The organism is Hahella sp. KA22, assembly GCF_004135205.1.
Lineage (GTDB): Bacteria > Pseudomonadota > Gammaproteobacteria > Pseudomonadales > Oleiphilaceae > Hahella.
Genome location: NZ_CP035490.1, coordinates 6,689,281 through 6,714,774 on the forward strand (window position 1 = coordinate 6,689,281; position 25,494 = coordinate 6,714,774).

Here is a 25,494-nt window from a genome sequence, read left to right on the forward strand (position 1 = left end):
GCTATGGCTTTAATCTTGATTGTAGAAGACGAGAGCATTATCCGCTCCGCCCTGACGCGACTCTTACAGCACAACGGTTACGCCGTCGCCGAAGCGGACTCCGTTGATCGCGCCCTGGAAGTTGCGGAGCAAAGCAAGCCGGATTTGATCATTTCCGATCTGCGTCTTCCCGGTCGACCCGGCACCGATCTGATTCAGGCGACCGAGACTCCCGTCCTGATCATGACCAGTTACGCCAGCCTGCGCTCCGCCGTGGATTCCATGAAACTCGGCGCGGTGGACTATATCGCCAAGCCTTTCGATCACGACGAGATGCTGGCGTCGATCAAATCCATCCTGGACCGGCGCCCCGCCAAGCCCTCGCCTCCCAAACTTGAAGCGGAAAATTCTTCAGCGCGCACGGACATCAATGACCTGATGTTCGGTGAATGCACAGAAATGCTGAAGCTGTTCGATTTGATCGGTAAAGTCTCCCCGACCGACACCACCGTCCTGATTCAAGGCGAGTCAGGTACGGGTAAAGAGCTGGCCGCACGCGCTCTGCATATGTTGAGCCGACGCAGGGAAGGCGCCCTCATCTGCGTCAACTGCGCAGCGATTCCAGAAACACTGATTGAGTCCGAGCTATTCGGCCATGAAAAAGGCGCGTTTACGGGCGCTGTGGGCGCGCGTAGCGGCCTGATAGAGGCGGCTGATGGCGGCACCTTATTTCTCGACGAAATAGGCGAACTGCCACTGGAAGCCCAGGCGCGTTTGTTACGGGTGCTCCAAGAAGGCGAGATTCGTCGGGTCGGCTCCACCCAGTCCAAACGCGTGGACGTACGCCTCATCGCCGCAACGCACCGTAACCTCAAGGCCATGACGAAAGTGGGCGAGTTTCGGGAGGACTTGTTTTACCGACTCAACGTCATGCAGCTCCGCATCCCCCCATTGCGCGACCGGGAAGATGATGTCATCGGCCTGGCTAAAATGCTGCTGACTAAAATGGGCGAGCGTATGGATAAGCCCAACCTCAAGTTCGATAAGGACGCCCTCACCCTTATTCGCCGCTATCAGTGGCCAGGCAACGTGCGAGAGATGGAGAACGCCGTCGAGCGCGCTGTCATCCTCTCGGACAGCGACCATATTGGCAAAGACCTGCTGGCGATTGATCTGGAAGGTGAGCTGGATATCCCCGAAGGTATGCTGAGTATGGATAACCCCGCCAACTCCAAAGGCGCGGATAAAGGCACCGATCTGTCATTAGAGGACTATTTCCAGCACTTTGTACTGGAAAACCAGGACACCATGAGCGAAACCGAGTTGGCCCGAAAATTGGGCATCAGCCGCAAGAGTTTGTGGGAGCGTCGACAGCGTTTGGGCATACCGCGCACCAAAAAAAGCGCTAAGTAACACTTTTTCCAGCCAGCCCGGCTCATCCGGGCTGCAATTCCCCCACACTTTCTTTTCTCACGCCCCAAATCGCCCATCTTTGATCAACATTTAGTCGAAATCGCGCATTTATTGCTCACAACCTTAAATTATTGCGCTAAGCCGACTTGCATATTCACTAATGTGGACCATAATTTTGATTAAAAAACAGCCTAAATGCGCCTCGCGCCCCTCTTTGTGACACCAACTGCGGTTGAGTTGTTACCCAGCGTTACTTTGGGGAACACCAGGATGCCCTTTCAGTGGGCATTGGTAACACTCAGGTAAGCAAAAACACGTATGACTTTTGAACACTTGCAGCTACATTGCTGTTTTATAATGTTTTTTTAATTTTATGGCACGCCCCATGCTCTCTTACAGTGCAAAATAAAAATAAAAATGCACCGAACTGCACAAATAAAAATAAAAAAGCAGAGTGAACAAAAAGAACAACCCAGAACAAAAATAAAAATACGGGTGGCGAACTGATTGTTTTGGATGCCGAGCTTTTTAGTGGTATTTCAAGGTATGGGTAGGGTGTCTAGTATTAAAAAGAACCACGACAGTGGACATTCTAGACATAAACAACACTATCCAAATCCCTATTATCACTCAAAGTATTCAAAGCGTTCCGTTTGTAACTAATACTCTAGGCTCTAATTGTGGAGCGACCAATCGTTTGGGACCAAGACAAAAATAAAAACAAAAAATCGTCTAACCTTCTTCTCAGTGGGGGAAAGCAACATTGCTTTCCCCTTAGTTATTCTCCCCTCTTCTCATTTTTTCCTTAAATTTCCGTCTTTTGTCGACTAATGCCTCATCAAAGCTATGCTTAAAGCATATTGGGTCTGTGCACCTTTCAGCCGCATTCCACCACGTATGAGGCACGGCTTTTGCTGTCGCAATATCCGTTACAAAAGAGTACACTCCGGCCCTCGAAATCATTGGTATTGATAGACACAAGATCGTCATGCTGAAAAAGTTAATGGGCCTGATAAAACCGGGACGCAAAGAAGCCGGCGCAAAACCTTTGAAACTGCGAATCATCCCCCGCGACAGCCATACAGTCTCACGCAAGCAGATCAGCCCTGCGGCGTTGAAAGTTCTCTACCGCCTGAACAGCGCCAACTATGACGCCTTTCTAGTCGGCGGCGGCGTCCGCGATTTATTACTGGGCGAACAGCCCAAAGACTTCGACGTCGCCACAAGCGCAACCCCAGAGCAAGTGCGCGAGCAGTTCAACAACTGCCGTCTGATCGGGCGTCGTTTCCGCCTCGCTCATGTGCGCTTCGGTCGTGAGATCATCGAAGTCGCCACGTTTCGCGCCGGCCATCAAAATGCTGGCGAAGACGATGGCGACGCGGTCACCAGCGACTCAGGCCAGATATTGCGCGACAATGTCTACGGTAATCAGGAAGAAGACGCGCTACGCCGCGACTTCACCGTTAACGCGCTCTATTACTGCGTCAGAGATTTCAGTATTTATGACTACGCTGGCGGAATCGAAGACATTGAGCACCAGGTTCTGCGGCTGATCGGCGATCCTGAAACCCGTTATCGGGAAGACCCCGTACGCATGCTGCGCGCAGCCCGATTCGCGGCAAAACTGGATTTTTCCATCGAAGAACGCACCGCCAGTCCTATTCTGGAACTGGGGCCTTTGCTTCTCAACATTCCCTCCGCGCGTTTGTTTGAAGAAGTACTGAAGCTGTTCTTATCCGGCAAAGCCGTACGCACATTCGAAATTTTGCGCCAGTTCGACTTATTCAAGTTTCTGTTTCCAGAAACCGACCGCCTGTTGGAAGCTGAGCACCCATACGCGGAAAAACTGATCCTGCAGGCGCTGCGCAATACAGATAAGCGAATCGCCCAGGACAAACCAGTAACTCCTGCGTTCTTGTACGCAGCCATGTTGTGGTCGCCAATGCAAAGGCTGCAGCAGCGTTATCTGGACGATGGCTTGCCTCCCATGCAGGCGATGCATAAGGCTATCGACAAAGTACTGGCGCAGCAGGTCAAACACACTGCCTTGCCCAAGCGTTTTAGCCAGCCCATGCGCGAAATCTGGGAATTGCAGCTCCGTCTGCCCCGCAAACAAAGCAAGCGTCTGCAAGGCTTAGTGGAGCATCCACGCTTCCGCGCCGCCTATGACTTCCTGGTCTTACGCGAACAAAGCGGTGAAGACCTGCAGGGACTTGGCGAGTGGTGGACGCGCTACCAGGAAGCCGATGACCAGGGGCGCAGCAAATTGCAGCAGCAAGGCCCTAAACGGGACGGCTCCGGCGGACGCAGACGTCCGCGCAGACGCCCGCGCCGCACTAACAACAGTGCGCCATCGCAATGACAAACTGCTATGTCGGCCTGGGTAGCAACCTAAGCCAGCCTGAGCAACAGCTGCGCCAAGCGCTAAGCGCATTGGAAGATATACCCGGAGTCCAGTTGTTGCAGGCGTCCAGCCTGTATCGCAGCGCGCCGCTCGGCGCGCCTGACCAGCCCTGGTATGTCAACGCTGTCGCACAGCTGGAAACCAGCCTGTCCTCCCTCGACCTGTTGCGAGAGCTGCAAACAATCGAAAACAACCAAGGGCGCGTACGCCAGGGCGAACGCTGGACTCCCAGAACCCTGGATCTGGATTTGCTGTTATTTGGAGAACAGACCATCAACAGCGAAGAATTGATCGTACCTCACTACGCCATGCATGAGCGTAATTTCGTTATTTTCCCCCTGGCTGAAATTGCGCCAAACTGCGTTATTCCGGGCATTGGACTGATCTCCGCCCTGCTTGCGACATTGCCGCAGGAAGGCATTGAGCGTATTCAGTAGAGCGAAACGTCGACCCAACGCATCCGGGGCTTTATTCACACCAGGTTTCCATTTAGTCTATTGCCTCCAACAGTACAGGATGATTGCATGTCCATCACTCTGAGCACCCTCCTGGACCTCAAGAAGAAATCCGAAAAGTTCGCGGTAATGACCGCCTATGACGCCACCTTCGCCTACGAAATGGATCAGGCTGGCGTTGAGGTGATATTGGTCGGCGATTCGCTCGGTATGGTTTTACAGGGTCACGACAGTACGGTTCCAGTTCGCCTGGAAGACATGGTTTACCACACGGCGTCAGTCAAACGCGGCGCGCGCAACGCGTTCATCATCGCCGACATGCCTTTTATGAGTTACGGCACGCCGGAACAAGCGATGGCCGGCGCCAAGCAGCTCATGCAAGCGGGCGCGCATATGGTAAAACTGGAAGGTGGAGCCTGGCTTTGTGACGCCATTGCTCATCTTTCCCGCCAGGGCGTCCCGGTATGCGCTCATTTGGGACTAACACCGCAATCCGTCAACAAATTCGGCGGGTATAAAGTGCAAGGCAAAGAAGCAAGTCAGGCGCAGGTGATGCTGGACGACGCCAAGGCATTAGAACAAGCCGGCGCGGACATATTATTGCTGGAGTGCGTGCCCACCAAGCTCGCCAAGCAATTGACGGAAGAAGTCAGCGCGCCAGTCGTCGGTATTGGCGCTGGGCCTTACACTGACGGACAAGTGTTGGTTATGCACGATCTTTTAGGAATCGGCGCAGGTAAGAAACCGAAGTTCGTCAAAAACTTCCTTACCGGTTCCGATTCTATTCAAGCAGCGTTTAAAGGTTATGTGGAGGCCGTCAAAAGCGGCGCATTTCCGGCGGAGGAGCACAGCTTCAACATATGATCACCATCCACAGGGTTAAAGATCTGCGCGCCGCAATCCGGCAGCAGCGTACGCAAGGGAAACGCATTGGACTGGTGCCCACCATGGGCAACCTGCATGCAGGGCATGTCAGCCTTGTCAAACAAGCCAAGGAATTGTGCGACTATGTGGTGACGTCCATTTTCGTTAACCCGCTGCAATTCGGGGCAAACGAGGATCTGGACAAGTATCCGAGAACCCTGGACGCAGATAAAGAAAAGCTGGTCGCCGCCGGCAACCACCTTTTATTCACCCCGGAGGTCAGTCAGCTGTACCCTGAGGGAATAGAGCGTCACACTAAGGTCATCACGCCAGCGCTGAGCGAGCTTCATTGCGGCGCCAGCCGGCCCGGACACTTTACCGGCGTGACGACCGTCGTATCCATGCTATTCAATATGGTGCAGCCTGATGTCGCCATATTTGGTGAAAAAGACTTTCAGCAATTGGCGGTCATTCGCAAAATGACCCGCGATCTGTATCTCCCCATTGTCATTGAGAGCGGTTCCACCCTCAGGGAAACGGACGGTCTGGCGATGAGTTCCCGCAATGGCTACCTTTCCGCCGAACAACGCCAAACGGCGCCATTGCTGTACAAGCTCCTGCAGGAAAGTGCGGAGCAGATTGAAAATGGCGACAAGGACTTCGCCGCAATAAGCGCAGAAGCCAACAATAAACTGACAAAAGCCGGCTTCGTTCCTGACTACTTCAATATTGTGAACAGCGACACTTTGTCTCCGGCGGTCGCCAGTGACAGCGATATCACGATACTTGCAGCGGCCTATCTGGGAACGACAAGGCTTATCGACAACATCAGCGTACACCTAGGTTGATACCCTTCATCAATCCCAAGGAAATTCAAAACAATGCAAGACACGCCTCAAACGCTTAACGATAAGGCTAGAGAAAGCTGGCGGGCGTTGCAGCAACATGCTGCAAACACCGCCAACGACCATATTCTGGATTACTTTCACCGCGATCCCGCCAGAGTCCAAAGTTACTCTCTCACCGCTGCGGGACTCACTCTGGACTACTCCAAAAACAGAGCAAACTCCGCTACGTTGGAAAAGCTGGTAAAACTGGCTGAAGACGCAGGGATGAAAAAGTCCATCGACGCCATGTTCGCTGGCGAGCCGATCAACCATACAGAAGGTCGCGCGGTACTTCATACCGCACTGCGCAGCAGTTCAGCTACGCCCGTGCTGGTGGATGGTCAGGATATCAAACCTGAAATTCGCAGTGCCCTGGCGCAAATGGAGCAATTCGTTAGCAAGGTTCACCGTGGCGAATGGTTAGGTTACAGCGGCAAGCCGATCAATGATGTCGTCAGTATCGGCATCGGTGGTTCTTATCTGGGGCCTCGTGTTGCTGTAGAAGCACTGCGCCCTTACTGGCAGGAAAATATCCGCTGCCACTTCGTCTCCAATGTGGACGGCTCTGACATTGCCTACACCCTGGAGAACCTGAACCCAGAGACAACCTTGTTCATAGTCCAGTCCAAGTCTTTCACGACTCAGGAGACACTGGCGAACTCCATGACGGCTCGCGAATGGTATTTGCGCGAAGGCGGCTCTGAAGCGGGACTGAGCAAGCATTTTGTCGCAGTTTCCAGCAACGTGCAGCGCGCCCGCGATTTCGGTATCGATGCGGAAAATGTATTCCCGATGTGGGACTGGGTGGGTGGACGCTACTCTTTGTGGTCCGCTATTGGCTTGCCCATTGCGCTGCAGGTGGGCATGAAAGCCTTCAGAGAGTTGCTCGCCGGCGCAGAAGCCATGGATCAGCACTTCAAAACAGCGCCGCTTGAACAGAATATGCCAGTATTGATGGGCATGCTGGGCATCTGGTATCACAATTTCCTGGGCGCGGACAGCTACGTTATCCTGCCCTATGACCAGACGCTTGAGAATCTGCCTGCGCACCTGCAGCAAGTTGATATGGAAAGCAACGGCAAGGGCGTCAACCGCGCAGGCGTTGGCGTCGACTACGCCACAGGCCCTATTATCTGGGGCGGCGCCGGTACTAATGGCCAGCATGCCTATCACCAGTTACTACACCAAGGCACACGCTGGACCCCAGCGGACTTCATACTGCCGCTGAAATCCCACAAGCCCGCCGGGCGTCATCACGCCATGCTTGCCTCCAACTGCTTTGCGCAAAGTCAGGCTTTGATGTGCGGCAAGTCTCTGGAAAAGGCCCGCCAGGAGCTGCTCGATGGCGGCATGTCATCAGAGCGAGCAGAGGAACTGGCGCCTCATAAAGTGATTCCCGGCAACCGTCCCAGCAACACGCTGGTGATGGACGAAATCAACCCGCATACACTCGGCGCGCTGATCGCCCTGTATGAGCAGAAAGTTTTCGTGCAGGGAGTTATCTGGAACTTAAATTCTTTTGATCAGTGGGGCGTAGAGCTGGGCAAACAACTCAGCGACAGCATATTGCCCATGCTGCTGGACACAGGTGCGTCGACGGATGCGCTAGATCCGTCCAGCGCGGCGCTGGTGGAGAAATTCCGCAAAGCCAACGGCTCCGGGAGCTAACTCTCCCGGATTCCGCTAGAAAGTCTGATCGCGCCAACTAAAGGCGACTCTGTGAAGTTGCTGGGCGCGATCGTACTTTTCCCACAACTCCGCGTAGGAGACGTTCAAGGCAGGGTGACGCTCATTGGGTTCAAGTTCAGCCAAGGGCAGCAAAACATACGCATTCTCGGTTATTTCACCCCGCGGAAGCGCAATCCCCTCCACTTCCCCCACAACATCCCCATAGGTAAGGATATCGATATCCAGCGTGCGCCCAGAGTGCTTGGACTCCAACCCCGTACGCCCACTGCTCGCTTCAATCTGCTTCAAGGTGCGCTGCACTGCGCCAACCGACTCATCAGTGTGAAACGCCGCCACCAAGTTGATGAAGGCGTCGCCGGCGAACCCAATCGCTTCCGACTCATACACCGGCGATAAACGCAGATCCTGAAAATGCGCATCCAACGCGTCTAGCGCCAGAGCAATATTCTTATCCGGGTCGATATTGCTGCCAATACCAACAACCACCTTAACCACTCTTGCGAGCTCCTCTTTCAATTCTTACTCCCACGCTACGCGCTTCCGCGACAGCGCCAGGCTTTCGGATCGTCAGACGCAACCAGGGCGCGCCAAACTCTTTCTGCAGCAATTCAGCAAACCGCTCCGCCAAAGTTTCAATGAGTTGGAAACGACTGGCGGCCGCATATTCACGCAAACGCTCGCTGACGGCTGCATAGTTCAAGGTGAGATCAAGGTTATCCTCACGCGCAGCGCCAGAAATATCGCAACCCAGCTCGATATCAACAAAAAGCCGTTGTTGATATCCCTTCTCAAATTCGTAAACACCGATTATGGCGTCTACCTGCAAACCTTCAATAAGTACTGTATCCATGACACCTAACATACGCCCGTCGTTTATACGCTGGGAAAGAAGCGCTCCCTAGCGACCAAAGGGGTGTAGACAAGCAACCTCTATTATGGCTCATAATCTACGCAGTCTGATCTATTTTAAGCCGCAGGGGCCCATGGAGCATCCTTTTCAACTTCTCATGGCGACATCCATCGCCTACCTGCTCGGCTCCATCATGGGGGCCTACTGGGTATGCCGTTACTTCCAGCTCCCCGACCCCACCGAAGCGGGCTCCGGCAATCCTGGCGCGACCAATATTTACCGCCTCGGCGGCCCCATTCCCGCCACGCTCACTTTATTCTGGGACGCCGCCAAAGGCGCCGCCGCCGTTTGTATTGCAGCCATGCTGGGACTGTCGCCCTATGAGCAAGGCGTCACCGCCGTAGCGGCGATTGTCGGCCATATGCTACCGGCTTTTCATCACTTCAAGGGAGGTAAAGGCGTCGCCACCGTGTTGGGAGCGGGACTGGCGCTGGCCTGGCAAACCACTCTTGCTTTGACGCTGGTATGGACGGCCGTCGTATATTGGAAACGGATCTCGTCCCTTGCCTCTCTGACTGCGGCAGTTATGGCGCCCTGGGTGGCATGGCGACTTAATCCAGAGCATCTCGCCCTATTCCTCATATTGTCGCTGTTCATCCTGATTCGACACAGAGAGAACATCATCAATCTAGCTAAAGGCAAAGAGCGCTCGCTTTAGTCTCCTGCCGCCTTAGCTTCTAATTGAAGGCAATTCCACTAAAGGCCAGCGGGGCGTGGCGACAACGCTAAGATCTCCTCGTTGTCCGGCAGCCAGACGCTGATAACCAGCGTAAGCGATCATCGCACCGTTATCCGTACAAAATTCAGGCCGGGCATAATACACCTGCGCTTTTTCGCCCTTGACCATTTGCTGCAGTTTTTCCCGCAGGCGACGATTCGCGCTTACGCCGCCAGCCATGATCAATCGTTTCAACCCTGTTTGCTTGAGCGCCCTGCGACACTTGATCACCATAGTCTCCACCACGGCCTCCTGAAAGCAGGCGGCGACATCTGCGCGTAAACTATCGTCTGCGCCACCACTGGCTTCCGCCTCCTGAAGAGTATTCAGCGTAAACGTCTTAAGTCCGCTGAAACTGAAGTCCAACCCAGGGCGATCCGTCATCGGACGAGGAAATTTAAACCGCTGAAGATTCCCCTGCTCCGCCAGCTTAGCGACTTGAGGGCCACCGGGGTAATCCAGACCAAGCATCTTGGCCACTTTATCGAAAGCTTCCCCAGCAGCATCGTCCACGGATTCCCCTAGCAACTCATATTCGCCAACGCCATCGACTCGCACCAACTGCGTATGACCACCCGATACCAAAAGAGCGACAAAAGGAAATTCCGGCGGATTTTCTTCCAACATGGGCGCCAGCAAGTGCCCTTCCATATGATGAACGCCAATAGTGGGGATATTCAAAGCGTAAGCCAGCGCCGAGGCGATGGCGCCTCCCACCATTAATGCGCCAACCAAACCTGGGCCCGCCGTATAAGCAATAGCGTCCACATCACTTTTGCCGACGCCCCCCTGACTTAGCACCTCTTCAATCAAAGGAATGACTTTTCGCACATGATCGCGAGAGGCCAGCTCGGGAACGACGCCGCCATAATCCGCATGCAACTTGATCTGACTGTACAACGTATGAGCCAACAGTCCACGCTCTCCGTCATACAACGCAATTCCGGTCTCGTCGCAGGATGTTTCTATGCCCAGTACTAACATGTTGCGTTCCGCCATCATCAAATCGCCGCACAGGTCGGCCACCATACTAATCGGGGGGGCTCTTGATTCTCGTCTACGTCAGGACAGTACAATAAAAGCCAGCTAAGCGCCCAAACGTCTGAGAGCAGCGACCAGCAAGGCCGCTCGCCCAAGCCGGGCATCTTATAGCCATCGTGGCAACTATTCCATTCCAAATCGCTTTTAAATTGAGCGCCGCTCGCACAGATTTGTTAGAATTTATACAGGCCAACACCTTTACAAGAGCAGCCTAACGGGATTACAATGCGCGCCCTATTTGTGTTGACACAATTTTAACCAATTCGGTTTTTACAGATCATAGAGAGGGGATATGCCTTCCGTAAAAATTAAAGAGAACGAGCCATTTGACGTTGCCCTGCGCCGCTTTAAGCGTTCATGCGAAAAGGCAGGAATCCTTTCAGAAGTACGTCGTCGCGAGTTCTACGAGAAGCCGACTTCAGAAAGAAAGCGCAAGTTGGCTGCAGCTGTAAAACGTCACGCGAAGAAAGTTCAGCGCGAACAAAGACGTTTCGAGCGCCTGTACTAATCGAATTACGCCCGCGTTGACCTGGTCTTAATACTGTTGAGACCGGGTTGTTGGCGTTAATACGACTTTTACAAGTCTCGCATTTTCCAGTTCTAGTACGCTTATATATCCAAATACGGACAGAGACAATTCGATCATGTCATTGAAAGACAGTTTAACTGAAGCCATGAAATCGGCCATGCGCAGCAAGGAAAAAGACCGCCTTGGAGCCATTCGTTTGATTCTGGCGGACATTAAACGAATCGAAGTGGACGAGCGCATTGAAGTTGATGATGCTCGTGTTCTCGAAGTACTGGATAAGATGGCGAAACAACGCAAAGACTCCATCTCTCAATTTTCCGCCGCTGGCCGGGATGATCTGGTCGCTAAAGAACAGCTTGAGCTGGACGTAATTCAGGGCTTTCTACCTGAAGCGCTCAGCGAAGAAGAACTTGATCAACTTATCCAGACTGCGGTAAGCGAATCAGGCGCGGAGTCGATACGCGATATGGGCAAGGTAATGGCGGTCCTGAAACCACAAGTTCAGGGACGTGCGGACATGGCGGTCATCGGACAAAAAGTTAAAAAAGCTTTGTCCTGATCCCTTCTGCGACTATCTTAATCACCCAAACGCTTCTCTATATTACGGCGACCTGTTTCAGGACTTCGCCAGGTCAGAGTGGTTGCAGGCGTTGCCCTGCAACTAGACTTTCTACTTGATAGATTAAAGTCATGGCCGGTCTGATCCCTCAAGTATTTGTCGATGATTTACTTTCAAGGGTTGATCTTGCCAGCCTCATCGCTGAGCGGGTGAATCTCAAGAAATCCGGCGCAACCTATCAGGGTCGCTGCCCGTTTCACGACGAAAAGTCTCCTTCATTTCACGTATACAACGAAAACCACCCTGCGCATTACCACTGCTATGGCTGTGGCGCTCACGGCGACGCCATCAACTTCATCAAAGAAACCGAACATCTTTCCTTTAATGAAGCCGTTGAGCAATTGGCGAAACGTTGCGGCGTGGAAGTCCCTCGCGATAGAGCGGCGGAGCAAAAAGTCAGTCAAAACAAATCACTGTATGATGCCTCCTCACATGCAGATGCAGCATTTCGTCAGGCGCTGGGAAGCCATCCGCAACGCGGAGTCGCTCAGGAGTACCTGAAACGTCGAAATATTTCTCCCGAAATGGCTGACTTATACGGCATAGGCTTCGCACCAGCGCAACGCCAGTTTCTTAGTGGCTCCAGCGACCGCAGTCTGGTCAAAGCGCTCAGCACGCTGCGTTTGGTAATAGAAAAGGAACAGGATCGTTTCGATATGTTCCAAAACCGCCTTATGTTTCCCATCCGGGATACCCGGGGCAGAACCATCGCTTTCGGTGGTCGTACACTTGGCAATGACCGCAGCAAATACATCAACAGCCCCGAATCTCCTATATTTCACAAGAGCAACGTGCTGTATGGGCTGTGGGAAGCGCGCAAGCAATCACGCAAGCTTGAACAGCTGATTGTGGTCGAAGGCTATCTTGACGTTATTTCTCTGGCCCAGTTTGGTGTGGTTAATGCTGTCGCCGCCATGGGAACCGCCACCAACGAGGACAACTTAAGTCACCTGCTTAACACCAGTCAGGATATTGTCTTCTGCTTCGATGGCGACAAAGCCGGTTTGGCGGCTGCCGACAAGGCGCTTAATAACTTGCTCCCCATGTTTCAGGATGGCTACAAGGTCAGCTTCTTGATTCTTCCGGAAGGTGAGGACCCAGACACATTTGTCAGGAACGAAGGCGCGGATGCATTCCGCGAGCGCGTCGCCAATGCTACGCCCCTTTCGGAGTATTTTTTCCAGGCCATGAGCAGGGGTCTGGACCTGTCCGTTGCGGAAAACAAAGGCATACTATCCACCCAGGCCCGCACAGCGCTAAAAGTCATTAATGCGCCAGTCCTAAAGGATGCTCTTTACCAGCGCCTGAATGAACTGACGCGCTCTTCCCGCTGGGGAGACCGGCAAGGCAAAAATGGCGGGGAGTGGAAGAAAGGCGACTGGAAAGGCAAAAAAGGCTATTCGTTTCAGAACCGAGACGAGCCTCGTGAAGAACCCATCCCGGTGCCCAATCGTATTGCCGCCCGCGCCTGTCTTGGCTTGTACGTCAATCCATCCTGGGCGAAGGAAATCTCAAATACTCTGAATTATGAGATTACTCAGGACGATGAAAGGGCGTTGACTTACTTTCTGGAGTGGCTGCTTAAGGAAAATATCGAGACAGCGGAAGACCTACTTTACCGGTTAGCGGTTGATCCACACCAACAAAGACGTTTCAAAAACCTGTTCAATTCCTTGGAGCATATTTTCGGTGCGGAAGAAATTGAAGCGGGAGCTCAGGAAAGTTTATTAGTGCTCAAAAGAAAATATTTCGACAGGTCTTTTGACAAAATTCATCAGGATCTTTCAAGAGACCCTAAAAACAAGGAGTTACACGAAAAATTCAGAACAATGTCGAGCGAAAAGATGGCGATGATCGCCACACCGAAATCTTAATCTTGTGTGGACTTGAAATTTTTTAAGTCGTCTCCACATAGGGTTTCTAGCGCGCAAACAGTATACAGGCTATAATAGCTGTTTGTTTTTCTCCCATTAAGCCACCGAATTCGTAGGGTGACTATGTCAGGCAATTCCCGAAAATCTCGATTGAAAGAACTCATCGCCCGCGGCAAAGAACAAGGTTACCTAACATACGCAGAAGTTAATGACCATCTGCCAGAGGATATAGCAGATCCGGATCAGGTGGAAGACATTATACGCATGATTAACGACATGGGTATCATGGTCTGCGAAGAAGCTCCAGATGCGGATACCTTGTTGATCACCGATGGTGATTCCACTGATGAGTCTGTAGCAGCGGAAGCTGCGGCGGCGCTTGCCTCTGTCGAAAACGATGTAGGTCGCACTACTGACCCGGTGCGTATGTACATGCGTGAGATGGGTACGGTTGAGCTGCTGACTCGTGAGGGTGAGATCCAGATCGCCAAGCGCATCGAAGAAGGTTTGCGCGATGTTATGGCCACGCTGGTTTACTATCCTGGCACGGTTTCCAACATTCTTGCCGCTTTTGACGCCACACAAGGCGAAGATGGCGGTCGCGTCTCCGACGTCATCACCGGGTTCCTTGACCCTGTTGAAGATGGCGTCATTCCTGAAGCTAACGATGAAATAGAGTCCGATGACGTCGACGAAGACGAGGATGAGGACGAAGAAGCAGAAGAAAGCTCAGGCAAGAAGGACGACGCTAAAGCCAAAAAAGACCTCGACGAGGACGAGGACGAAGAAAGCGAGGGCGACGACAGCAGCGATAGCGACGACGACAATGACAGTGGCCCCGACCCTGAAATTGCGCGCGGCCGTTTTGCTGAATTGCGCGAAGCCTTTAACACGCTGAACGCCGCCATTGACAAGCATGGCCGCGCCAGCCGTGAAGCACAGGAATGCTTTGAAGAGGTCAGTCGTATTTTTGCTCCCTTCAAACTGGCGCAAAAGCAGTTCGACGAAATTATCAATACGATCCGCATTACTAACGACAGTGTCCGTAAGTACGAACGCGAGATCCTGAATATCTGTACCCGCGACTGCAAAATGCCGCGTAAGAACTTCATCAAGATGTTCCCCGGCAATGAGACCAACCTTGAGTGGGTCAAGGGTCTGGCTGCAAGAAGCGAGGAATGGGCTAAAACAGCGCAAACCAAGGAAGAGGAAATCACTCGCCTGCAGCGTCGCATCGTCAGCATTCAGAATGATGTTGATCTGCCTGTTGCAGACATCAAGGAAATCCACCGTCGTATCTCCATTGGCGAAGCAAAAGCACGTCGCGCCAAGAAAGAAATGGTGGAAGCCAACTTGCGTCTGGTTATCTCCATCGCCAAAAAGTACACCAACCGTGGTCTGCAGTTCCTGGACCTGATTCAGGAAGGCAACATTGGCTTGATGAAAGCGGTAGACAAGTTTGAATACCGCCGCGGATACAAGTTCTCCACTTATGCGACCTGGTGGATTCGTCAGGCGATCACGCGCTCTATCGCTGATCAGGCCCGTACTATCCGTATTCCTGTGCACATGATTGAGACCATCAATAAGCTGAACCGCATTTCCCGTCACATGCTGCAGGAAATGGGCCGCGAAGCGACGCCGGAAGAACTGGCGAAGAAGATGGATATGCCGGAAGACAAAGTGCGCAAGGTCCTGAAAATCGCCAAAGAGCCCATCTCCATGGAGACGCCGATCGGTGACGACGAAGATTCGCATTTGGGCGATTTCATCGAAGATTCTCACGCAGAGTCTCCGATTGATTCAGCGACCACTGAAGGCCTGAAAGAATCTACTCGCCGCGTACTGGCTGGTTTGACCGCAAGAGAAGCCAAAGTACTGCGTATGCGTTTCGGTATTGAGATGAATACGGACCACACTCTGGAAGAAGTCGGCAAGCAGTTCGACGTCACCCGTGAGCGTATCCGTCAGATCGAAGCCAAAGCCCTGCGCAAACTGAGACACCCCAGCCGCTCTGACCATCTGCGTAGCTTCATCGACGATTAATCGAAAGCTAGCAAAATACTGGCGCCAACTATAACTGAAAGGTATAATTGGCGCCCTCTCTTCCCCGGACATCTAAATTCGGGACTTCTGAGAAATCAGAAACAATGTAGGGCCTATAGCTCAGTTGGTTAGAGCAGCGGACTCATAATCCGTTGGTCCCAGGTTCAAGTCCTGGTGGGCCCACCAATTTTTCCCTTTAAAAACAGCACATTACAAAGCAATTTCTTGCTGGTGGTGGCGTAATTTCGTGCTGTTTTCGCCTAAGTGTCAACAAAGTGTCAACGCGGAAAAAAATTGAATTCTCACTAGCGACCAAAAGCAGCGGTTAAATTGGTGATTATCTTGAAAGCCTGCTTTCACAAGCGGGCTTTTTTATGCCCTCTATGCCTTAATCCAGCCCCTTACTTCCCTACTATTACTATTGCCGTAAGCATCTACCTAATTGTTCCCAGCACTAACCACAGGTTCCCATAAAGTCCTTGGCAGGTTAGCGCAAGTGCGTCAATAACATTATTGAAAACAACGGGCTAAAGTTTGCAGGAAGCAAGAATTGAAACTTTGCTGGTATAGGTCGCTTCGGCCTACACGAACGCTTCTGAATTAAAGTAACAATTTGAAAAGTTTAGAAGTTTCAAATCAGTGCAGATATAGACACCATCAAACTTTTCCTTGAAAAGGCTCTCTGGAAAGATTTTTGCTAATTCTAAAGTGTAAAGGGCAAGGTAAAGACCAGTCGCAAAATGCGATCAATGCAGGAGGAGATGGAAATAGGAAGCAGAGGGATACCTCCTATCTAAATATCAAAAGGCACGCTCAAACTAATCAAAGAATACGTCATGAGCAGTAGCTTTTGAATTACTCATCCCCAGTTGCTTTATACGCCCTTTTTCGCTTTGAATTCCCCGAGCCATTTCCCGATTTACTTGATTGACTAACATCTGGCTCATGGTCTTCGCTTTTGTTCCTTGCGCTTGCATTAGCTTCCGAGCTTTTGCTCTTGAGTCGCTGGTCATTAGTATTTCCACCTTCATAACAGGCCTCCTGTGCCGATATATTAGTCATTATAGCCTCACGGATGTTATGTACGCACGGCGAGTTTCCAAAGGGATACTGGTAAGCTGTAATAACTTCGCGGGCCCAATTATATATACTTAGCGTAGCACCTTCAGGCGCTACTACTTGATTGAACAACTCCCCAGCCTCTTTTCTATCGATTACAAAGCCATGGGAAGGATAGGTGCTGACAAGTCTAACAAGGGCATTAGGTTTCAGGGAGTCGGCCATTTTACCTAGTCTTTCACCATAGTCATACGCTATTTGCATCGCCCTTTGGTGAGACCCCAAAGTTAGAGGGTCAATTCTGGCTGCAATTGGAGCCACAAAGCCATCAGCCAAGCTTATAGCAAGCTCTGCGGCTGTTTTTGTACGAATTCGGCTCCCTGTCCGTATGTCGAATAGGTAAGTGCGAAACGATTCTAATACTTGGTTTTGTAGAGCATTTATAGCTTGAATAATATCCAGCCCTGACATGTTCTCAAACATCTCATCAGGCTTAGATAGCTGAATATCTAAAGGGCCAAGCTCACCTCTATCGCCAAAAATGAGCCTCTGCGCGCCGATACAGAGAAGTGTTCCAGCGGATTTACAAATATCAGGAATCAAGACTTCAACGGTTGAAAAGTGGTGATGTGTAGCCCGAGCAATTCGATACGCTGCATCGGGATCTCCACCATAAGTTACGAGAACGAGGCAAACCTTATCTTTCTTATTTTCGGCTTTTTCATAAGCTTCAGAAATCTTGTTGTACCCTTCTCTAGCGATGTCTCCGTAGTACATGAACACTTCGCCATCATAGTTTTCCGGCCCACTTTCTACAACCATTCCAGTGACCTCCCTCCTGTGATGAACCTCTCATCTCCCAGTGAATCAGCTTTGCCAGCTACCTGGATAGGCCCTAGCAAGGAGCGCCCAGCCTGCCTGAAAAGCCTTGTTAAAATATAAGCGTAGACTACTAACGAAAATTCTCAAAAACGCAGATGTTCTAGGGGTAACTAGATGTGTCACACTCAGCTTTCGAGTGCAGAGACCTTCCATTGGTTTCAAACTACGAACTTCTCAGCCCTCTGACACCTCGCTACTAATATGGAGTTCCAGCTAGGGCCTGTTTCAATAATTACTAACTCTTGGTCTGTGCGTAGGCGTGGGGAGGAGTGAGTTTCATTTAATAGCTCTTTGAAAGCCTATCAAGCGAAACAGCTTTCTTAAGGCTCCACTTGAAGATTCCCCATTACACCATCTCTATGGGCATTCAGAGTTATTTTTGCTTTTAACACATAGGCAGGTATCTACGGCTCGATGGCTATTAGTCTGAACAGCCAGACTTTGCTCTCAATATAGATATATTTTAGGTTAATAATTGACTTGTTAGATTGTAACTACTAGCCTAGGTTACAGATCTGACCTGAAGCTAGACTTCACAGTAGGATCTACCGGGCTCGGAAACGAGCCCTTACCTTTCTATCTCTCAACAATTCCCTCTGGATGCTTATTGCAGGCTACGGTGCAGAGCGCCGACCCAAGGCGACTGAAATAGTTTTTAGCCCCCTTCTTTTTTACATACTTACAAGCGTCGTAGCGTTGCTTTAGGAAGTAAGCATTTACATCGGCCAACTGAATAAAGTAAGAGTGTGCTGAGTCTCTATGAACAGAGTCCTCTACTAGGGTTGAGATTGGAATAGCAAAGGCTCCAGTTCCAAACGCTTTTGGCACTGGGTTGTATCGACGCATACGACGACTAAGTGCCCGCAATTTGACCTCTTCAGTACGATCCACAACCAGTAGTCCATAGTCTGTAGAGTTTTTAGGGCCAGGAAAGTTCTTTTTTGACAATGTGTTATGGAACCTTTGAATAAGAGTAGTCCAGGCTATTCCAAATATGTCTTCATCCGCTCTTCTTTTTGATTTATCAACCAAAACGTTGATGATGCTTACACCGTTGAGGCCTGCCTGGAAATCAATGGTGTCGCGCAATATTCTTAATCTCACTGACTTTGGAATTCGGGAAAGATTGCCAGGCTTGTGCATGAATTCCGCTGCGTGTATTTCTTCACGCAGCTTCAGTCCATATTGACTTCTGAGCCTCCCTCTGAAATTTATAATATTCTCTAGGGTATCATGCCAACTCAGCTCATGAATTACGAAGCCACTGAGACAAAAATAGCGGCAAGGACTCCCGCTCATTCCGACATCACCACTTTCATCTGCATATAGAAAATACATTTCAGAAGTCCCTTCCTCTCATTAGCGTTGAGAAAATTTTTGAATGGCAATAGCTTAAACCACACATTCACTGATACGCCCTTGAAATCTACTGCACCAAAATACCTAGAACTCTTTTCTTTCACCATAAAAGAATATAGCAGACCTTGAAGCTCTTGGTTCGGGCCAACTAATCCTCTTAGGTCTCGGCAAGTCATGTCAGAAGATGGCTGAATTATCAGTCTTGAGTTGTAGAGGAGGACGGCGAGGCTAACAGCGGGCCATAAGCCCGCTTAATAAGCGATTAGATTTGAAGCATATCTTTCACAGTAGTCATGCGGATATAGAGAGACTTAAGATTTCCAAAATCTCTTTCCATTTCTTGAAATCCATACCTCTTAAAAAAGCTATCGCTCTGCTTAGTTAATGGATCAACGATGACAGCTACACCTAAACCAGAGTTGCTAACAATTCTATATGCTTCTCCCAAGGCCAAAAGTAGGACTGCTGCCCCAATACGATCTTTAGTATTCTGATATTGACTGTCAACTCCGAGCCAAGCTAAACGAATTGCGGGAAGAGGGAACCTCGGAAATTTCTTCATTTCTTCATCACTTGGCGTTTCTTCCCTTCTAATTTCAGAGTAAGTGAGTGTGAAGAATCCTACTATAGGCTGTAGGCCAGCCGTTTGCTCCTCTTTAACAAGTACATACGTTTGACTGGCCTGTTGAATTTGAAGTTTATTAGCTGATTTGCGTAAAAAGTTGTTGACCTCGTCGTTCCCGCAATCAAAGCCTGTTCGTTCATGACGTGATCTATTCAGCTGTTCTAATACTAATTTCACCATTTTCAACCTGTTTATTGAGGCGTCGTTTAGCTGCTACAAGTGCATCATTTGGTGGTACTGTTTGCTGGCACGCTGCCCAAAAATCATCAAATGCTCTATTGCTCAGCTTCAGAGACTCTACTTCTTCAATAGTTCGCAGAGACTTTTCACGGATTGCCTGTATAACAAACTCGGATAGGCTCTTTGAACCTGATAAGGCCGAGGCCCTAGACGCAAGCTTCTTAATTTCAGGATCTAAACGTAGATCCATGCGTGATAGTGATTGCATTCGCTTCTCCTCATCCTAGTTTTGCTCACCCTTCTGTGGGGGTCAGTTAATAGTTGTACGCCCTACGAATTAAAGCATTAGCGGGCTGAGTGATGCCTGTTAGCCAACACCCATTATGTACGGACATTTACCGTACAATTTAGCGGTTATCTGATAACCAGTCAACAGATTATTGACAACTATCTGTGCACAAAGCGAAGCATAAATGATCTTCGCTGAGAACGGCTTAGTACAGAACTAGTCACATAAGCCTTGATATTTGCCCCTTCAAAGTTTCTGCGCGGCTCGCTTGGCTGCTATGGCTCCCACTGCTTGATGGCGTCCCGCTTCCTCCGTCTCCGTGGGTGTGGCTCGCCGTCGTAGCCGCCAACTCTTGAACCACCCCAATTAGATCCGCAATCACCTGCAACACATCCACGCCCCCGCCGCCTATGGCGATAGTCGGCGCTTGGATGGTCACGGCGGCGCTGGCTTTTAATTCAATAACTTGCGCTTGAATCTTCCTAGCTGCGCTGGCGATATCCGTATGGCTTCCCTGAACGTTTATGGTTTTGTTGGAGCTGGTCTGCGTGTCGTTACCGCTGATCGTTGCTGAACGCGAGCCGCACACGGTGGTTTGGTCGTCGCCTTGGATCGACGCTTTCCGGTCCCGGGCGACGGCCTGATTAAGGTCGGCGGCGGTGGTCAGGTTCAGGTTATCCGCCGCCGACAGGTTGACATGGCCTCCGCTCAGCAGCTTTAACGCGCCCAAGGCTTCCACCGTCTTCACGCCGCCCACCTGTTCCACGCTGTGTTCGCTGACTTCGATCTGGCTGTCCTGGTAGCGCTCCTGATTGTTCAGGGCGTCCACGCGCCGGCGGGCGCTGGTGTCGGTTATGTTTCCGTGCGTCTCCCGTAGCCAGTCGCCTTTCGCGCTCACACACTGGCGCACGGCTTCGGATTGCTGCCAAATCAGGTCACCCGGTTGAATGCCTGGCGCGCCTAAACCCTGTCCCAACACCGTGCGGATAAAGGGCTGGTCCGGTAAGCCATAAGCGAACGCCACCTCTACGATGGTCCCGGGTTCCGGGAAACCATATTGGCCGCGCTCGATGCCGCCATAAGACGCTGGCAGCGGCACGCAGCGATAAAGTGGTAACTCCGGGGCTTCCTCGCCCTGGGGCGTCAGCACGCGCACGTCTACGGCGTAGCGAGGGCGGAAGCGGTCGCAGAGTTCCGGCTTTTGCAGTGGGTCGCTGATCGCCACCACCTTGGCCAGGCGCGGCAAGTGCAAATTGCCGCTCAATTCCGGGAACATCTGCAGTACTATTTTTTTAATCTCTTCGTCCACGGCGCAGCGCTCCAGGTCAGATTCATATGGTTGTCGGCCAGGCACACCTGGGTGACGTAATGGGTTTGGTTCAGCCAGACACCCGGGCGGAGTTTCGGCGTCGCCGGCAGGCGGGCGCGGTTAGCCACGCCGAAGCCGTTTAGTAAATGGGTTGGGATCTCTACGGGTCGGGTCGCCCAGTAGCTATGCGCCCAGCTTCCTACATAGACCGCGCCGTCGCCTTGTTGTTGCCAGATCATCCGCGGGATGGCGTAGACCTCCGCCAAAGCGTCCATGCAGTGGTATCCGCCGCCCCAGGAGTAAAACGCCGGCGCTTTGGTGGTCGCGTAAGACTCCGGCGGCGTGACGAAGGTTAGCCCTGTGTCCTGGCTGATCGCCGCCAGGGTTTCATTTAGCGAGACATGGCGCAGATTGAGCGCTAAGCGCCGGTTTAACGTGGCGGTCAACTCTCTGCAAAATAGCCGCTGTTGTTGGTTATCCAGGGGCGTGCAGCTTTCCACGTAACCGATAAAAAAGCGCTGTAAGGCGTTGGGGTCATAGCCCAGGGCGAACTGGACCACGCCCGACAAGGGCACGTCCGCCTGCACGGTAAACACCGCCCGCCCAGGACTGAACAACGCCAGACGCACGTCTTCAGAGACCAATTTAAGCGGCGTTCCGCCCACGCATAGGGATTTATGCAGCTTCATGCCAGCGCCTTGTCCACCTTGCTCAGAAAGGTTTCAAAGCCGGTCAGGGTTTCCCCTGCGGCGGGCGCGTCTTCCTGGGCCGCGATGGTTTCCCCGGTGGCCTGCTGGGCTTCCACCTGGCTCAGGTCGCGGCGCTGTTCGGTTTTCTCGGCCACGCTCAGGTATTCCGCCAGGGTGAAGCTGACGCGCCAGGCCTGGCTGGGGGACAGATCCTTGCACACGAACGCCCCGGTGAATTGCACCTGGCGCACGTTCATCGCTCGCGCAGTATCTTCGACAATGTCGTAAACGCGTAGCTTGCCGGCGCCGTCCTCCGCTTCCGCCACTTTCACCAAGTCGGTTAAGTCGCTGGCGTGCTTCTTCAGGATCAACAGGGACACGGTCAGCGTTTTCGGCTTGATGCCCTTATTGGCGCGATCCGTGCCGCTGGTCTGGCCGCCCAGGTCCTCCGTCTCGATGCGCAGATTGCCCGTCACCGTTAATTCGGTCCCGGGAACGGTAAAGTCGTTCAATCTCATAATCCGAAAGTCTCTTTTAAAAAGGTCAGCCGGCCCGCGTCAGCGACAAACAACGCCCCCGCCGTCAGCACGTATTCATGCCCGGGCGCGCCTGCTTGTAACTGCGCCGCCACGGCTGACGCATCGCCCTCGGCGTAAAGCGCATAACCCGCCTGTCCGGTCAGCTGGCTTTTTAACTGGTCGTAGTGGCTTTGCAGCTGTTGCAGGTGTTGGCGCTTTCGTTCAATGACGGCCTGTAACTCCGCTATCGGGCTTGGCGTTTCCGCTGCGTAGCCTTGCGCCGTCGCCAGCTGCGCCCCGACCGCGCGCCCGTGCTGCGCCAGGCGCGGGATTTGTAGGCCATCGCGAGCCACCCAAGGCGGTGTCAGAGGGGCATCCGGTAGCAACCATTTTTCCTGCTCCAGGGTGGCCAGCTGCGCTGCCCGCCGCTGCGCCAGTTGCAGCTCCGGCGCGGGGAATACCGCGTTGAAAGCCGCCAGGCGTTCGGCGAAGCCCGCCAGATCCCGCGCCACGATCAACAGGGCGACCGCGTCCAGCTGGCCCAGGGGCCGGCCTGCGTCCTGGGCGTCGGTCAGTTTGGCCGCCAGGCGCGCCGCCGCATTGGGTGCGGACAAATAGCGATACAACCCGCTGCCATCGGCCACGCCTTCCTGAAACGGATGCACGCATAGGATCTGGCCTTCGTAGTGCATAAGCGCCTGGTAAGCCTCCCGCGCCGCTGCGGCTTCGCTGGCCTGCGTCGCCAGGGGATTTGGTGAGTACGCGAGCGACACGCCTTGCACCCGTGCGCTGGCATCGGCCAGGGACGCGTCCGCGCCCGTCAGGATCGGCGCCGCCAGGGCGACGGCTTGCGCCTCCGTCGTTGACGCGTTGAACGCCGTCAGTCGCCAGCTCATAACGCCTCGGGCCGAAGATTCGGCGCGCTGGGCCGGGGTCCATTCGGAAAATCCGCCTGCTGGGGATAGTCGCGCAGGGCGCAACGATACGCCCGCCAGCGCTGCGCCTGGCCGTCGCTGTTCTGGTCCTCCACTTTGAATAGTTCTATGTCCGCGCGCTTCAATTCCAGGTCACGCCAGGCGCGTTCCGCGCGTTGCTTGTCGGCCAACGCCGCCGCGCTGCGGTCAAACGGGCTCAGCGTCGCGGCGCCGGCTTCCACCTCCGCCAGGATCTGGGTTTTAAAGTGCGCCGGGTACGTGGTGCAGTCACACACAAACTCACCAAATTGGTTTTCTAGATAGCGTTTCGTCATCGTGTCTTACTCCTTAAAAGCGGGCGTCCAAAATGGCTCTGCCTTGCCTGACCGCCGTGTGTCCGCTGCCGTTGGGTTCCAGGGTGAGATAACAGTTTTTATCGGTGACCCCTTCCGCTCTGACGAAATTGCCGCCCGTGATATGGAGGTCCAACAGACTGACCGCCGGCGGCACGCGCATAGTGGGATACCATAGACTCCCCACCGTGAAGCGCTCCTGGTCAGTGGTCCATCCTTGCAAGTAGGGAATCGTCACCGCGCGGTAATAGCGTTGGCATTGCGCCAGGGCTTCATGCAATGAGATCGGTTCAAATTCGCTGGACGTTTCGCCCAGCTCCAACTGCATCGCATGCAGGCGCAGCTGGTTGTTGGCCTTGGCCGCAAATCCATAATGGCTGTCGTCCTCGATATGCACGGACACGCTAATCCCGACGCCGGTTCGCTCTGTGCTTAAGTGGTGGTCCGCAAACTCAAAGGCGACTTCCACCTCTTGAAAGGGAAAGGTGGCGCCGCCGGTGACGGCCAACGCCTTCCAACCCAGCAGCAGGCTGGTGTCGTGGTTATGCACCGCCACGCCCAGTTTGCCGGTGTAATTGGCGCAGAAGCGCACTTTAAACACCGCTTTGATGTTGCTGGTTTTGCCCAGGCGGGTGATCGGTTGCAAGGTGGACGCCTCGACGTACTGCACCACGCTCACCAGCGAATTACGAGTGGACGCGGCGGTGCAGGTCAACGCCATGCCTTGCTTGTTATCCAGCAAATGCGCGTTCAGCTCGCCGTTGAACTTATTGGCGCGATGCAACCGCCAGCCATCGGCCAGATACGTTAAGTGGGTGGGGCTCACCACGGCGGGGCCGGTTTGCCACACGGAACAATAGGGATTGATCAACAAGTTTTTGCGCCCGGAAATCAGCGTCGTGAACTGGTCCTTGCGCAGGTAATTCGGATGCGGGTCCGCCTGGGCCATATGCGCGCCCATAAAGCCCTGCGCCACTTGCGCCGCGACTTTCTTCCCTCTGTCCGTGTCCAGGTATTGCGCGTGCGGATCGGCGTCCGCCTGGTGCGCGGTCAACGCCGACTTGGCCACCTCGCTGGCGACGCTACGCCCCTGGCCATCGGTCAGGTATTGCGGGTGCGGGTCAGAGTTGGCCTTATGCGCTTTCAGGGCGTCCTTGATCGCAGTGACCGCCAGCGGACGGCGATCTGTAATAACGCCATCTATGGCGATATCCGCCAGCTTCGCCACATAGTGACGCACGCCGTTAACGTCGGGGCCGCCTTCGGCCTGGTCCGCGACAATCACCTGCAAGCGCGCCTCCACGCCGCTCACGTCTCCCACCAGCGCCGCGTCCACCCAAATACTGGCGGGCCACGCGGTGACCGTGACGGCTAAGGGCTCGGTCAGCTCGATACGCACGCCGCCCACATAGCCGACGCCGGGCTGCAATGCGAAGCGCCCACCCGCGCGCACCACTTTAAACCCGTCTTGAATGAAGGTGGCGGCGCCGTAAAAATCCTGATTGCTCAAACGCTCGCGCTCGTCGATGCCCAGCAGGCGCGCGGTGAAATCAATCTGCCAGGTGTCGGCGCTGACGGTGATATCCGTCAGCGACTGCGCGCCGTTGAACTCCAGCATAAAGTTGCGGGTGATCGCGTTGCCGGTGACGCCGCCCTGGGTTTTGCGCTTCTGTTGCAGCGGCACATGGGCGATGGCCACCACCGCGTTATCGTCAGAAGAGGACACCAGACCGATCCAGTTAAATTCAAAGTCGCCCCGGTCAATAGGGGCGACGGGGTCCAGTCCCGGCACGTTGGCCAGCACAAAACCGTCAATGGTCAGCGGCGCGCCCGCCGCTTGTTTCTGGGCGATCAAACGTTCCCCGGCGAGGGTGATCACAGGCATGGTA

The 25,494-nt window shown here is 53.1% G+C and carries 24 protein-coding genes and 1 tRNA gene; 12 read left to right on the forward strand and 13 right to left on the reverse strand.

All coding sequences use genetic code 11. The annotated features are described in order from the left end of the window. The first annotated feature begins 3 nt into the window (after positions 1–3). From EUZ85_RS29665 to pgi, 6 genes are all read left to right on the forward strand, one after another. Positions 4–1,392 carry a sigma-54 dependent transcriptional regulator gene (locus EUZ85_RS29665; protein WP_127973695.1) on the forward strand — a complete coding sequence of 463 codons (1,389 nt, stop codon included), beginning with the start codon at positions 4–6 and terminating at the stop codon, positions 1,390–1,392. 988 nt (positions 1,393–2,380) lie between these two features. Then, the gene (gene pcnB / locus EUZ85_RS29670) at positions 2,381–3,754 is read left to right on the forward strand and encodes a polynucleotide adenylyltransferase PcnB (protein WP_127973696.1); all 1,374 of its coding nucleotides are present in this window, start codon (positions 2,381–2,383) and stop codon (positions 3,752–3,754) included. Next, complete coding sequence (gene folK, locus EUZ85_RS29675) at positions 3,751–4,233, forward strand: 2-amino-4-hydroxy-6-hydroxymethyldihydropteridine diphosphokinase (RefSeq protein ID WP_127973697.1); 483 nt, start codon at positions 3,751–3,753, stop codon at positions 4,231–4,233. The genes pcnB and folK (EUZ85_RS29675) overlap by 4 nt, the downstream gene beginning before the upstream one ends. A gap of 87 nt (positions 4,234–4,320) precedes the next feature. Then, entirely contained in the window at positions 4,321–5,115 is a 795-nt protein-coding gene (gene panB, locus EUZ85_RS29680; RefSeq protein ID WP_127973698.1) for a 3-methyl-2-oxobutanoate hydroxymethyltransferase, read from the forward strand. Then, on the forward strand, positions 5,112–5,963 hold the full coding sequence (gene panC / locus EUZ85_RS29685; RefSeq protein ID WP_127973699.1) for a pantoate--beta-alanine ligase: 852 nt from the start codon (positions 5,112–5,114) through the stop codon (positions 5,961–5,963). Before panB ends, panC begins: the two co-directional genes overlap by 4 nt. Positions 5,964–5,996: 33 nt before the next feature. Continuing rightward, on the forward strand, positions 5,997–7,670 hold the full coding sequence (gene pgi / locus EUZ85_RS29690) for a glucose-6-phosphate isomerase (protein WP_127973700.1): 1,674 nt from the start codon (positions 5,997–5,999) through the stop codon (positions 7,668–7,670). Positions 7,671–7,685: 15 nt separating this feature from the next. Here the strand turns inward: pgi and folK (EUZ85_RS29695) are convergent, their stop codons facing one another. Then, positions 7,686–8,207: a 2-amino-4-hydroxy-6-hydroxymethyldihydropteridine diphosphokinase gene (gene folK, locus EUZ85_RS29695; protein WP_127973701.1), complete on the reverse strand. Its 522-nt coding sequence runs from the start codon at positions 8,205–8,207 to the stop codon at positions 7,686–7,688. Next, entirely contained in the window at positions 8,179–8,541 is a 363-nt protein-coding gene (gene folB / locus EUZ85_RS29700; protein ID WP_164887393.1) for a dihydroneopterin aldolase, read from the reverse strand. Before folB ends, folK (EUZ85_RS29695) begins: the two co-directional genes overlap by 29 nt. 85 nt (positions 8,542–8,626) lie before the next feature. Here folB and plsY point away from each other — a divergent pair, with 85 nt between their 5' ends. Next, positions 8,627–9,259: a glycerol-3-phosphate 1-O-acyltransferase PlsY gene (plsY, locus tag EUZ85_RS29705; RefSeq protein WP_241566894.1), complete on the forward strand. Its 633-nt coding sequence runs from the start codon at positions 8,627–8,629 to the stop codon at positions 9,257–9,259. Positions 9,260–9,271: 12 nt separating this feature from the next. Here plsY and tsaD read toward each other — a convergent pair whose 3' ends face one another. Next, complete coding sequence (gene tsaD, locus EUZ85_RS29710) at positions 9,272–10,303, reverse strand: tRNA (adenosine(37)-N6)-threonylcarbamoyltransferase complex transferase subunit TsaD (protein WP_127974617.1); 1,032 nt, start codon at positions 10,301–10,303, stop codon at positions 9,272–9,274. 349 nt (positions 10,304–10,652) lie between these two features. On the opposite strand from tsaD, the gene rpsU reads away from it, so the two are divergent. From rpsU to EUZ85_RS29735, 5 genes are all read left to right on the forward strand, one after another. Further along, positions 10,653–10,868 carry a 30S ribosomal protein S21 gene (gene rpsU, locus EUZ85_RS29715; RefSeq protein ID WP_011399974.1) on the forward strand — a complete coding sequence of 72 codons (216 nt, stop codon included), beginning with the start codon at positions 10,653–10,655 and terminating at the stop codon, positions 10,866–10,868. Positions 10,869–11,004: 136 nt separating this feature from the next. Beyond that, on the forward strand, positions 11,005–11,448 hold the full coding sequence (locus EUZ85_RS29720) for a GatB/YqeY domain-containing protein (RefSeq protein ID WP_127973703.1): 444 nt from the start codon (positions 11,005–11,007) through the stop codon (positions 11,446–11,448). Positions 11,449–11,579: 131 nt separating this feature from the next. After that, the gene (gene dnaG, locus EUZ85_RS29725) at positions 11,580–13,382 is read left to right on the forward strand and encodes a DNA primase (protein ID WP_127973704.1); all 1,803 of its coding nucleotides are present in this window, start codon (positions 11,580–11,582) and stop codon (positions 13,380–13,382) included. Between the two features lie 123 nt (positions 13,383–13,505). After that, positions 13,506–15,428, forward strand: coding sequence for an RNA polymerase sigma factor RpoD (gene rpoD, locus EUZ85_RS29730; RefSeq protein ID WP_127973705.1), 1,923 nt, complete (start codon positions 13,506–13,508; stop codon positions 15,426–15,428). Between the two features lie 109 nt (positions 15,429–15,537). Then, positions 15,538–15,614: transfer RNA gene (locus EUZ85_RS29735), tRNA-Ile, on the forward strand. Positions 15,615–16,283: 669 nt separating this feature from the next. Here EUZ85_RS29735 and EUZ85_RS29740 read toward each other — a convergent pair. The 10 genes from EUZ85_RS29740 to EUZ85_RS29785 all read right to left on the reverse strand — a co-directional run bounded on the left by EUZ85_RS29740 (position 16,284) and on the right by EUZ85_RS29785 (position 25,490). Continuing rightward, a complete protein-coding gene (locus EUZ85_RS29740; protein WP_127973706.1) occupies positions 16,284–17,309 on the reverse strand; it encodes a SppA protein in 1,026 nt (341 codons plus the stop codon). Positions 17,310–17,945: 636 nt separating this feature from the next. Then, entirely contained in the window at positions 17,946–18,707 is a 762-nt protein-coding gene (locus tag EUZ85_RS29745) for a DUF3800 domain-containing protein (protein WP_127973707.1), read from the reverse strand. A 283-nt stretch (positions 18,708–18,990) separates the two neighbouring features. After that, complete coding sequence (locus EUZ85_RS29750; protein ID WP_127973708.1) at positions 18,991–19,533, reverse strand: acetyltransferase; 543 nt, start codon at positions 19,531–19,533, stop codon at positions 18,991–18,993. After that, the gene (locus EUZ85_RS29755) at positions 19,502–19,801 is read right to left on the reverse strand and encodes a DUF1778 domain-containing protein (RefSeq protein ID WP_127973709.1); all 300 of its coding nucleotides are present in this window, start codon (positions 19,799–19,801) and stop codon (positions 19,502–19,504) included. The genes EUZ85_RS29750 and EUZ85_RS29755 overlap by 32 nt, the downstream gene beginning before the upstream one ends. 241 nt (positions 19,802–20,042) lie before the next feature. Next, complete coding sequence (locus EUZ85_RS29760; RefSeq protein WP_127973710.1) at positions 20,043–21,131, reverse strand: hypothetical protein; 1,089 nt, start codon at positions 21,129–21,131, stop codon at positions 20,043–20,045. Next, positions 21,107–21,820 (reverse strand): hypothetical protein, encoded by a 714-nt coding sequence (locus tag EUZ85_RS29765; protein ID WP_127973711.1) that lies wholly within the window; start codon positions 21,818–21,820, stop codon positions 21,107–21,109. The genes EUZ85_RS29760 and EUZ85_RS29765 overlap by 25 nt, the downstream gene beginning before the upstream one ends. Further along, on the reverse strand, positions 21,817–22,338 hold the full coding sequence (locus EUZ85_RS29770; RefSeq protein WP_127973712.1) for a DNA-binding protein: 522 nt from the start codon (positions 22,336–22,338) through the stop codon (positions 21,817–21,819). Before EUZ85_RS29770 ends, EUZ85_RS29765 begins: the two co-directional genes overlap by 4 nt. Further along, the gene (locus tag EUZ85_RS29775; protein ID WP_127973713.1) at positions 22,335–23,234 is read right to left on the reverse strand and encodes a hypothetical protein; all 900 of its coding nucleotides are present in this window, start codon (positions 23,232–23,234) and stop codon (positions 22,335–22,337) included. Before EUZ85_RS29775 ends, EUZ85_RS29770 begins: the two co-directional genes overlap by 4 nt. Then, positions 23,231–23,587: a phage tail assembly chaperone gene (locus EUZ85_RS29780; RefSeq protein WP_127973714.1), complete on the reverse strand. Its 357-nt coding sequence runs from the start codon at positions 23,585–23,587 to the stop codon at positions 23,231–23,233. Before EUZ85_RS29780 ends, EUZ85_RS29775 begins: the two co-directional genes overlap by 4 nt. A gap of 13 nt (positions 23,588–23,600) precedes the next feature. Beyond that, a complete protein-coding gene (locus tag EUZ85_RS29785; RefSeq protein WP_127973715.1) occupies positions 23,601–25,490 on the reverse strand; it encodes a phage tail protein in 1,890 nt (629 codons plus the stop codon). Positions 25,491–25,494: the final 4 nt, after the last annotated feature.

What these genes read in the sequence shown, in the direction of transcription:
- EUZ85_RS29665 (WP_127973695.1), top strand. Translation starts at nt 4, where the DNA reads ATGGCTTTAATCTTGATTGTAGAAGACGAGAGCATTATCCGCTCCGCC.
- pcnB (WP_127973696.1), top strand. Translation starts at nt 2,381, where the DNA reads ATGCTGAAAAAGTTAATGGGCCTGATAAAACCGGGACGCAAAGAAGCC.
- folK (WP_127973697.1), top strand. Translation starts at nt 3,751, where the DNA reads ATGACAAACTGCTATGTCGGCCTGGGTAGCAACCTAAGCCAGCCTGAG.
- panB (WP_127973698.1), top strand. Translation starts at nt 4,321, where the DNA reads ATGTCCATCACTCTGAGCACCCTCCTGGACCTCAAGAAGAAATCCGAA.
- panC (WP_127973699.1), top strand. Translation starts at nt 5,112, where the DNA reads ATGATCACCATCCACAGGGTTAAAGATCTGCGCGCCGCAATCCGGCAG.
- pgi (WP_127973700.1), top strand. Translation starts at nt 5,997, where the DNA reads ATGCAAGACACGCCTCAAACGCTTAACGATAAGGCTAGAGAAAGCTGG.
- folB (WP_164887393.1), bottom strand. Translation starts at nt 8,541, where the DNA reads ATGGATACAGTACTTATTGAAGGTTTGCAGGTAGACGCCATAATCGGT.
- plsY (WP_241566894.1), top strand. Translation starts at nt 8,627, where the DNA reads ATGGCTCATAATCTACGCAGTCTGATCTATTTTAAGCCGCAGGGGCCC.
- tsaD (WP_127974617.1), bottom strand. Translation starts at nt 10,303, where the DNA reads ATGTTAGTACTGGGCATAGAAACATCCTGCGACGAGACCGGAATTGCG.
- rpsU (WP_011399974.1), top strand. Translation starts at nt 10,653, where the DNA reads ATGCCTTCCGTAAAAATTAAAGAGAACGAGCCATTTGACGTTGCCCTG.
- EUZ85_RS29720 (WP_127973703.1), top strand. Translation starts at nt 11,005, where the DNA reads ATGTCATTGAAAGACAGTTTAACTGAAGCCATGAAATCGGCCATGCGC.
- dnaG (WP_127973704.1), top strand. Translation starts at nt 11,580, where the DNA reads ATGGCCGGTCTGATCCCTCAAGTATTTGTCGATGATTTACTTTCAAGG.
- rpoD (WP_127973705.1), top strand. Translation starts at nt 13,506, where the DNA reads ATGTCAGGCAATTCCCGAAAATCTCGATTGAAAGAACTCATCGCCCGC.
- EUZ85_RS29740 (WP_127973706.1), bottom strand. Translation starts at nt 17,309, where the DNA reads ATGGTTGTAGAAAGTGGGCCGGAAAACTATGATGGCGAAGTGTTCATG.
- EUZ85_RS29745 (WP_127973707.1), bottom strand. Translation starts at nt 18,707, where the DNA reads ATGTATTTTCTATATGCAGATGAAAGTGGTGATGTCGGAATGAGCGGG.
- EUZ85_RS29750 (WP_127973708.1), bottom strand. Translation starts at nt 19,533, where the DNA reads ATGGTGAAATTAGTATTAGAACAGCTGAATAGATCACGTCATGAACGA.
- EUZ85_RS29755 (WP_127973709.1), bottom strand. Translation starts at nt 19,801, where the DNA reads ATGCAATCACTATCACGCATGGATCTACGTTTAGATCCTGAAATTAAG.
- EUZ85_RS29765 (WP_127973711.1), bottom strand. Translation starts at nt 21,820, where the DNA reads ATGAAGCTGCATAAATCCCTATGCGTGGGCGGAACGCCGCTTAAATTG.
- EUZ85_RS29770 (WP_127973712.1), bottom strand. Translation starts at nt 22,338, where the DNA reads ATGAGATTGAACGACTTTACCGTTCCCGGGACCGAATTAACGGTGACG.
- EUZ85_RS29775 (WP_127973713.1), bottom strand. Translation starts at nt 23,234, where the DNA reads ATGAGCTGGCGACTGACGGCGTTCAACGCGTCAACGACGGAGGCGCAA.
- EUZ85_RS29780 (WP_127973714.1), bottom strand. Translation starts at nt 23,587, where the DNA reads ATGACGAAACGCTATCTAGAAAACCAATTTGGTGAGTTTGTGTGTGAC.
- EUZ85_RS29785 (WP_127973715.1), bottom strand. Translation starts at nt 25,490, where the DNA reads ATGCCTGTGATCACCCTCGCCGGGGAACGTTTGATCGCCCAGAAACAA.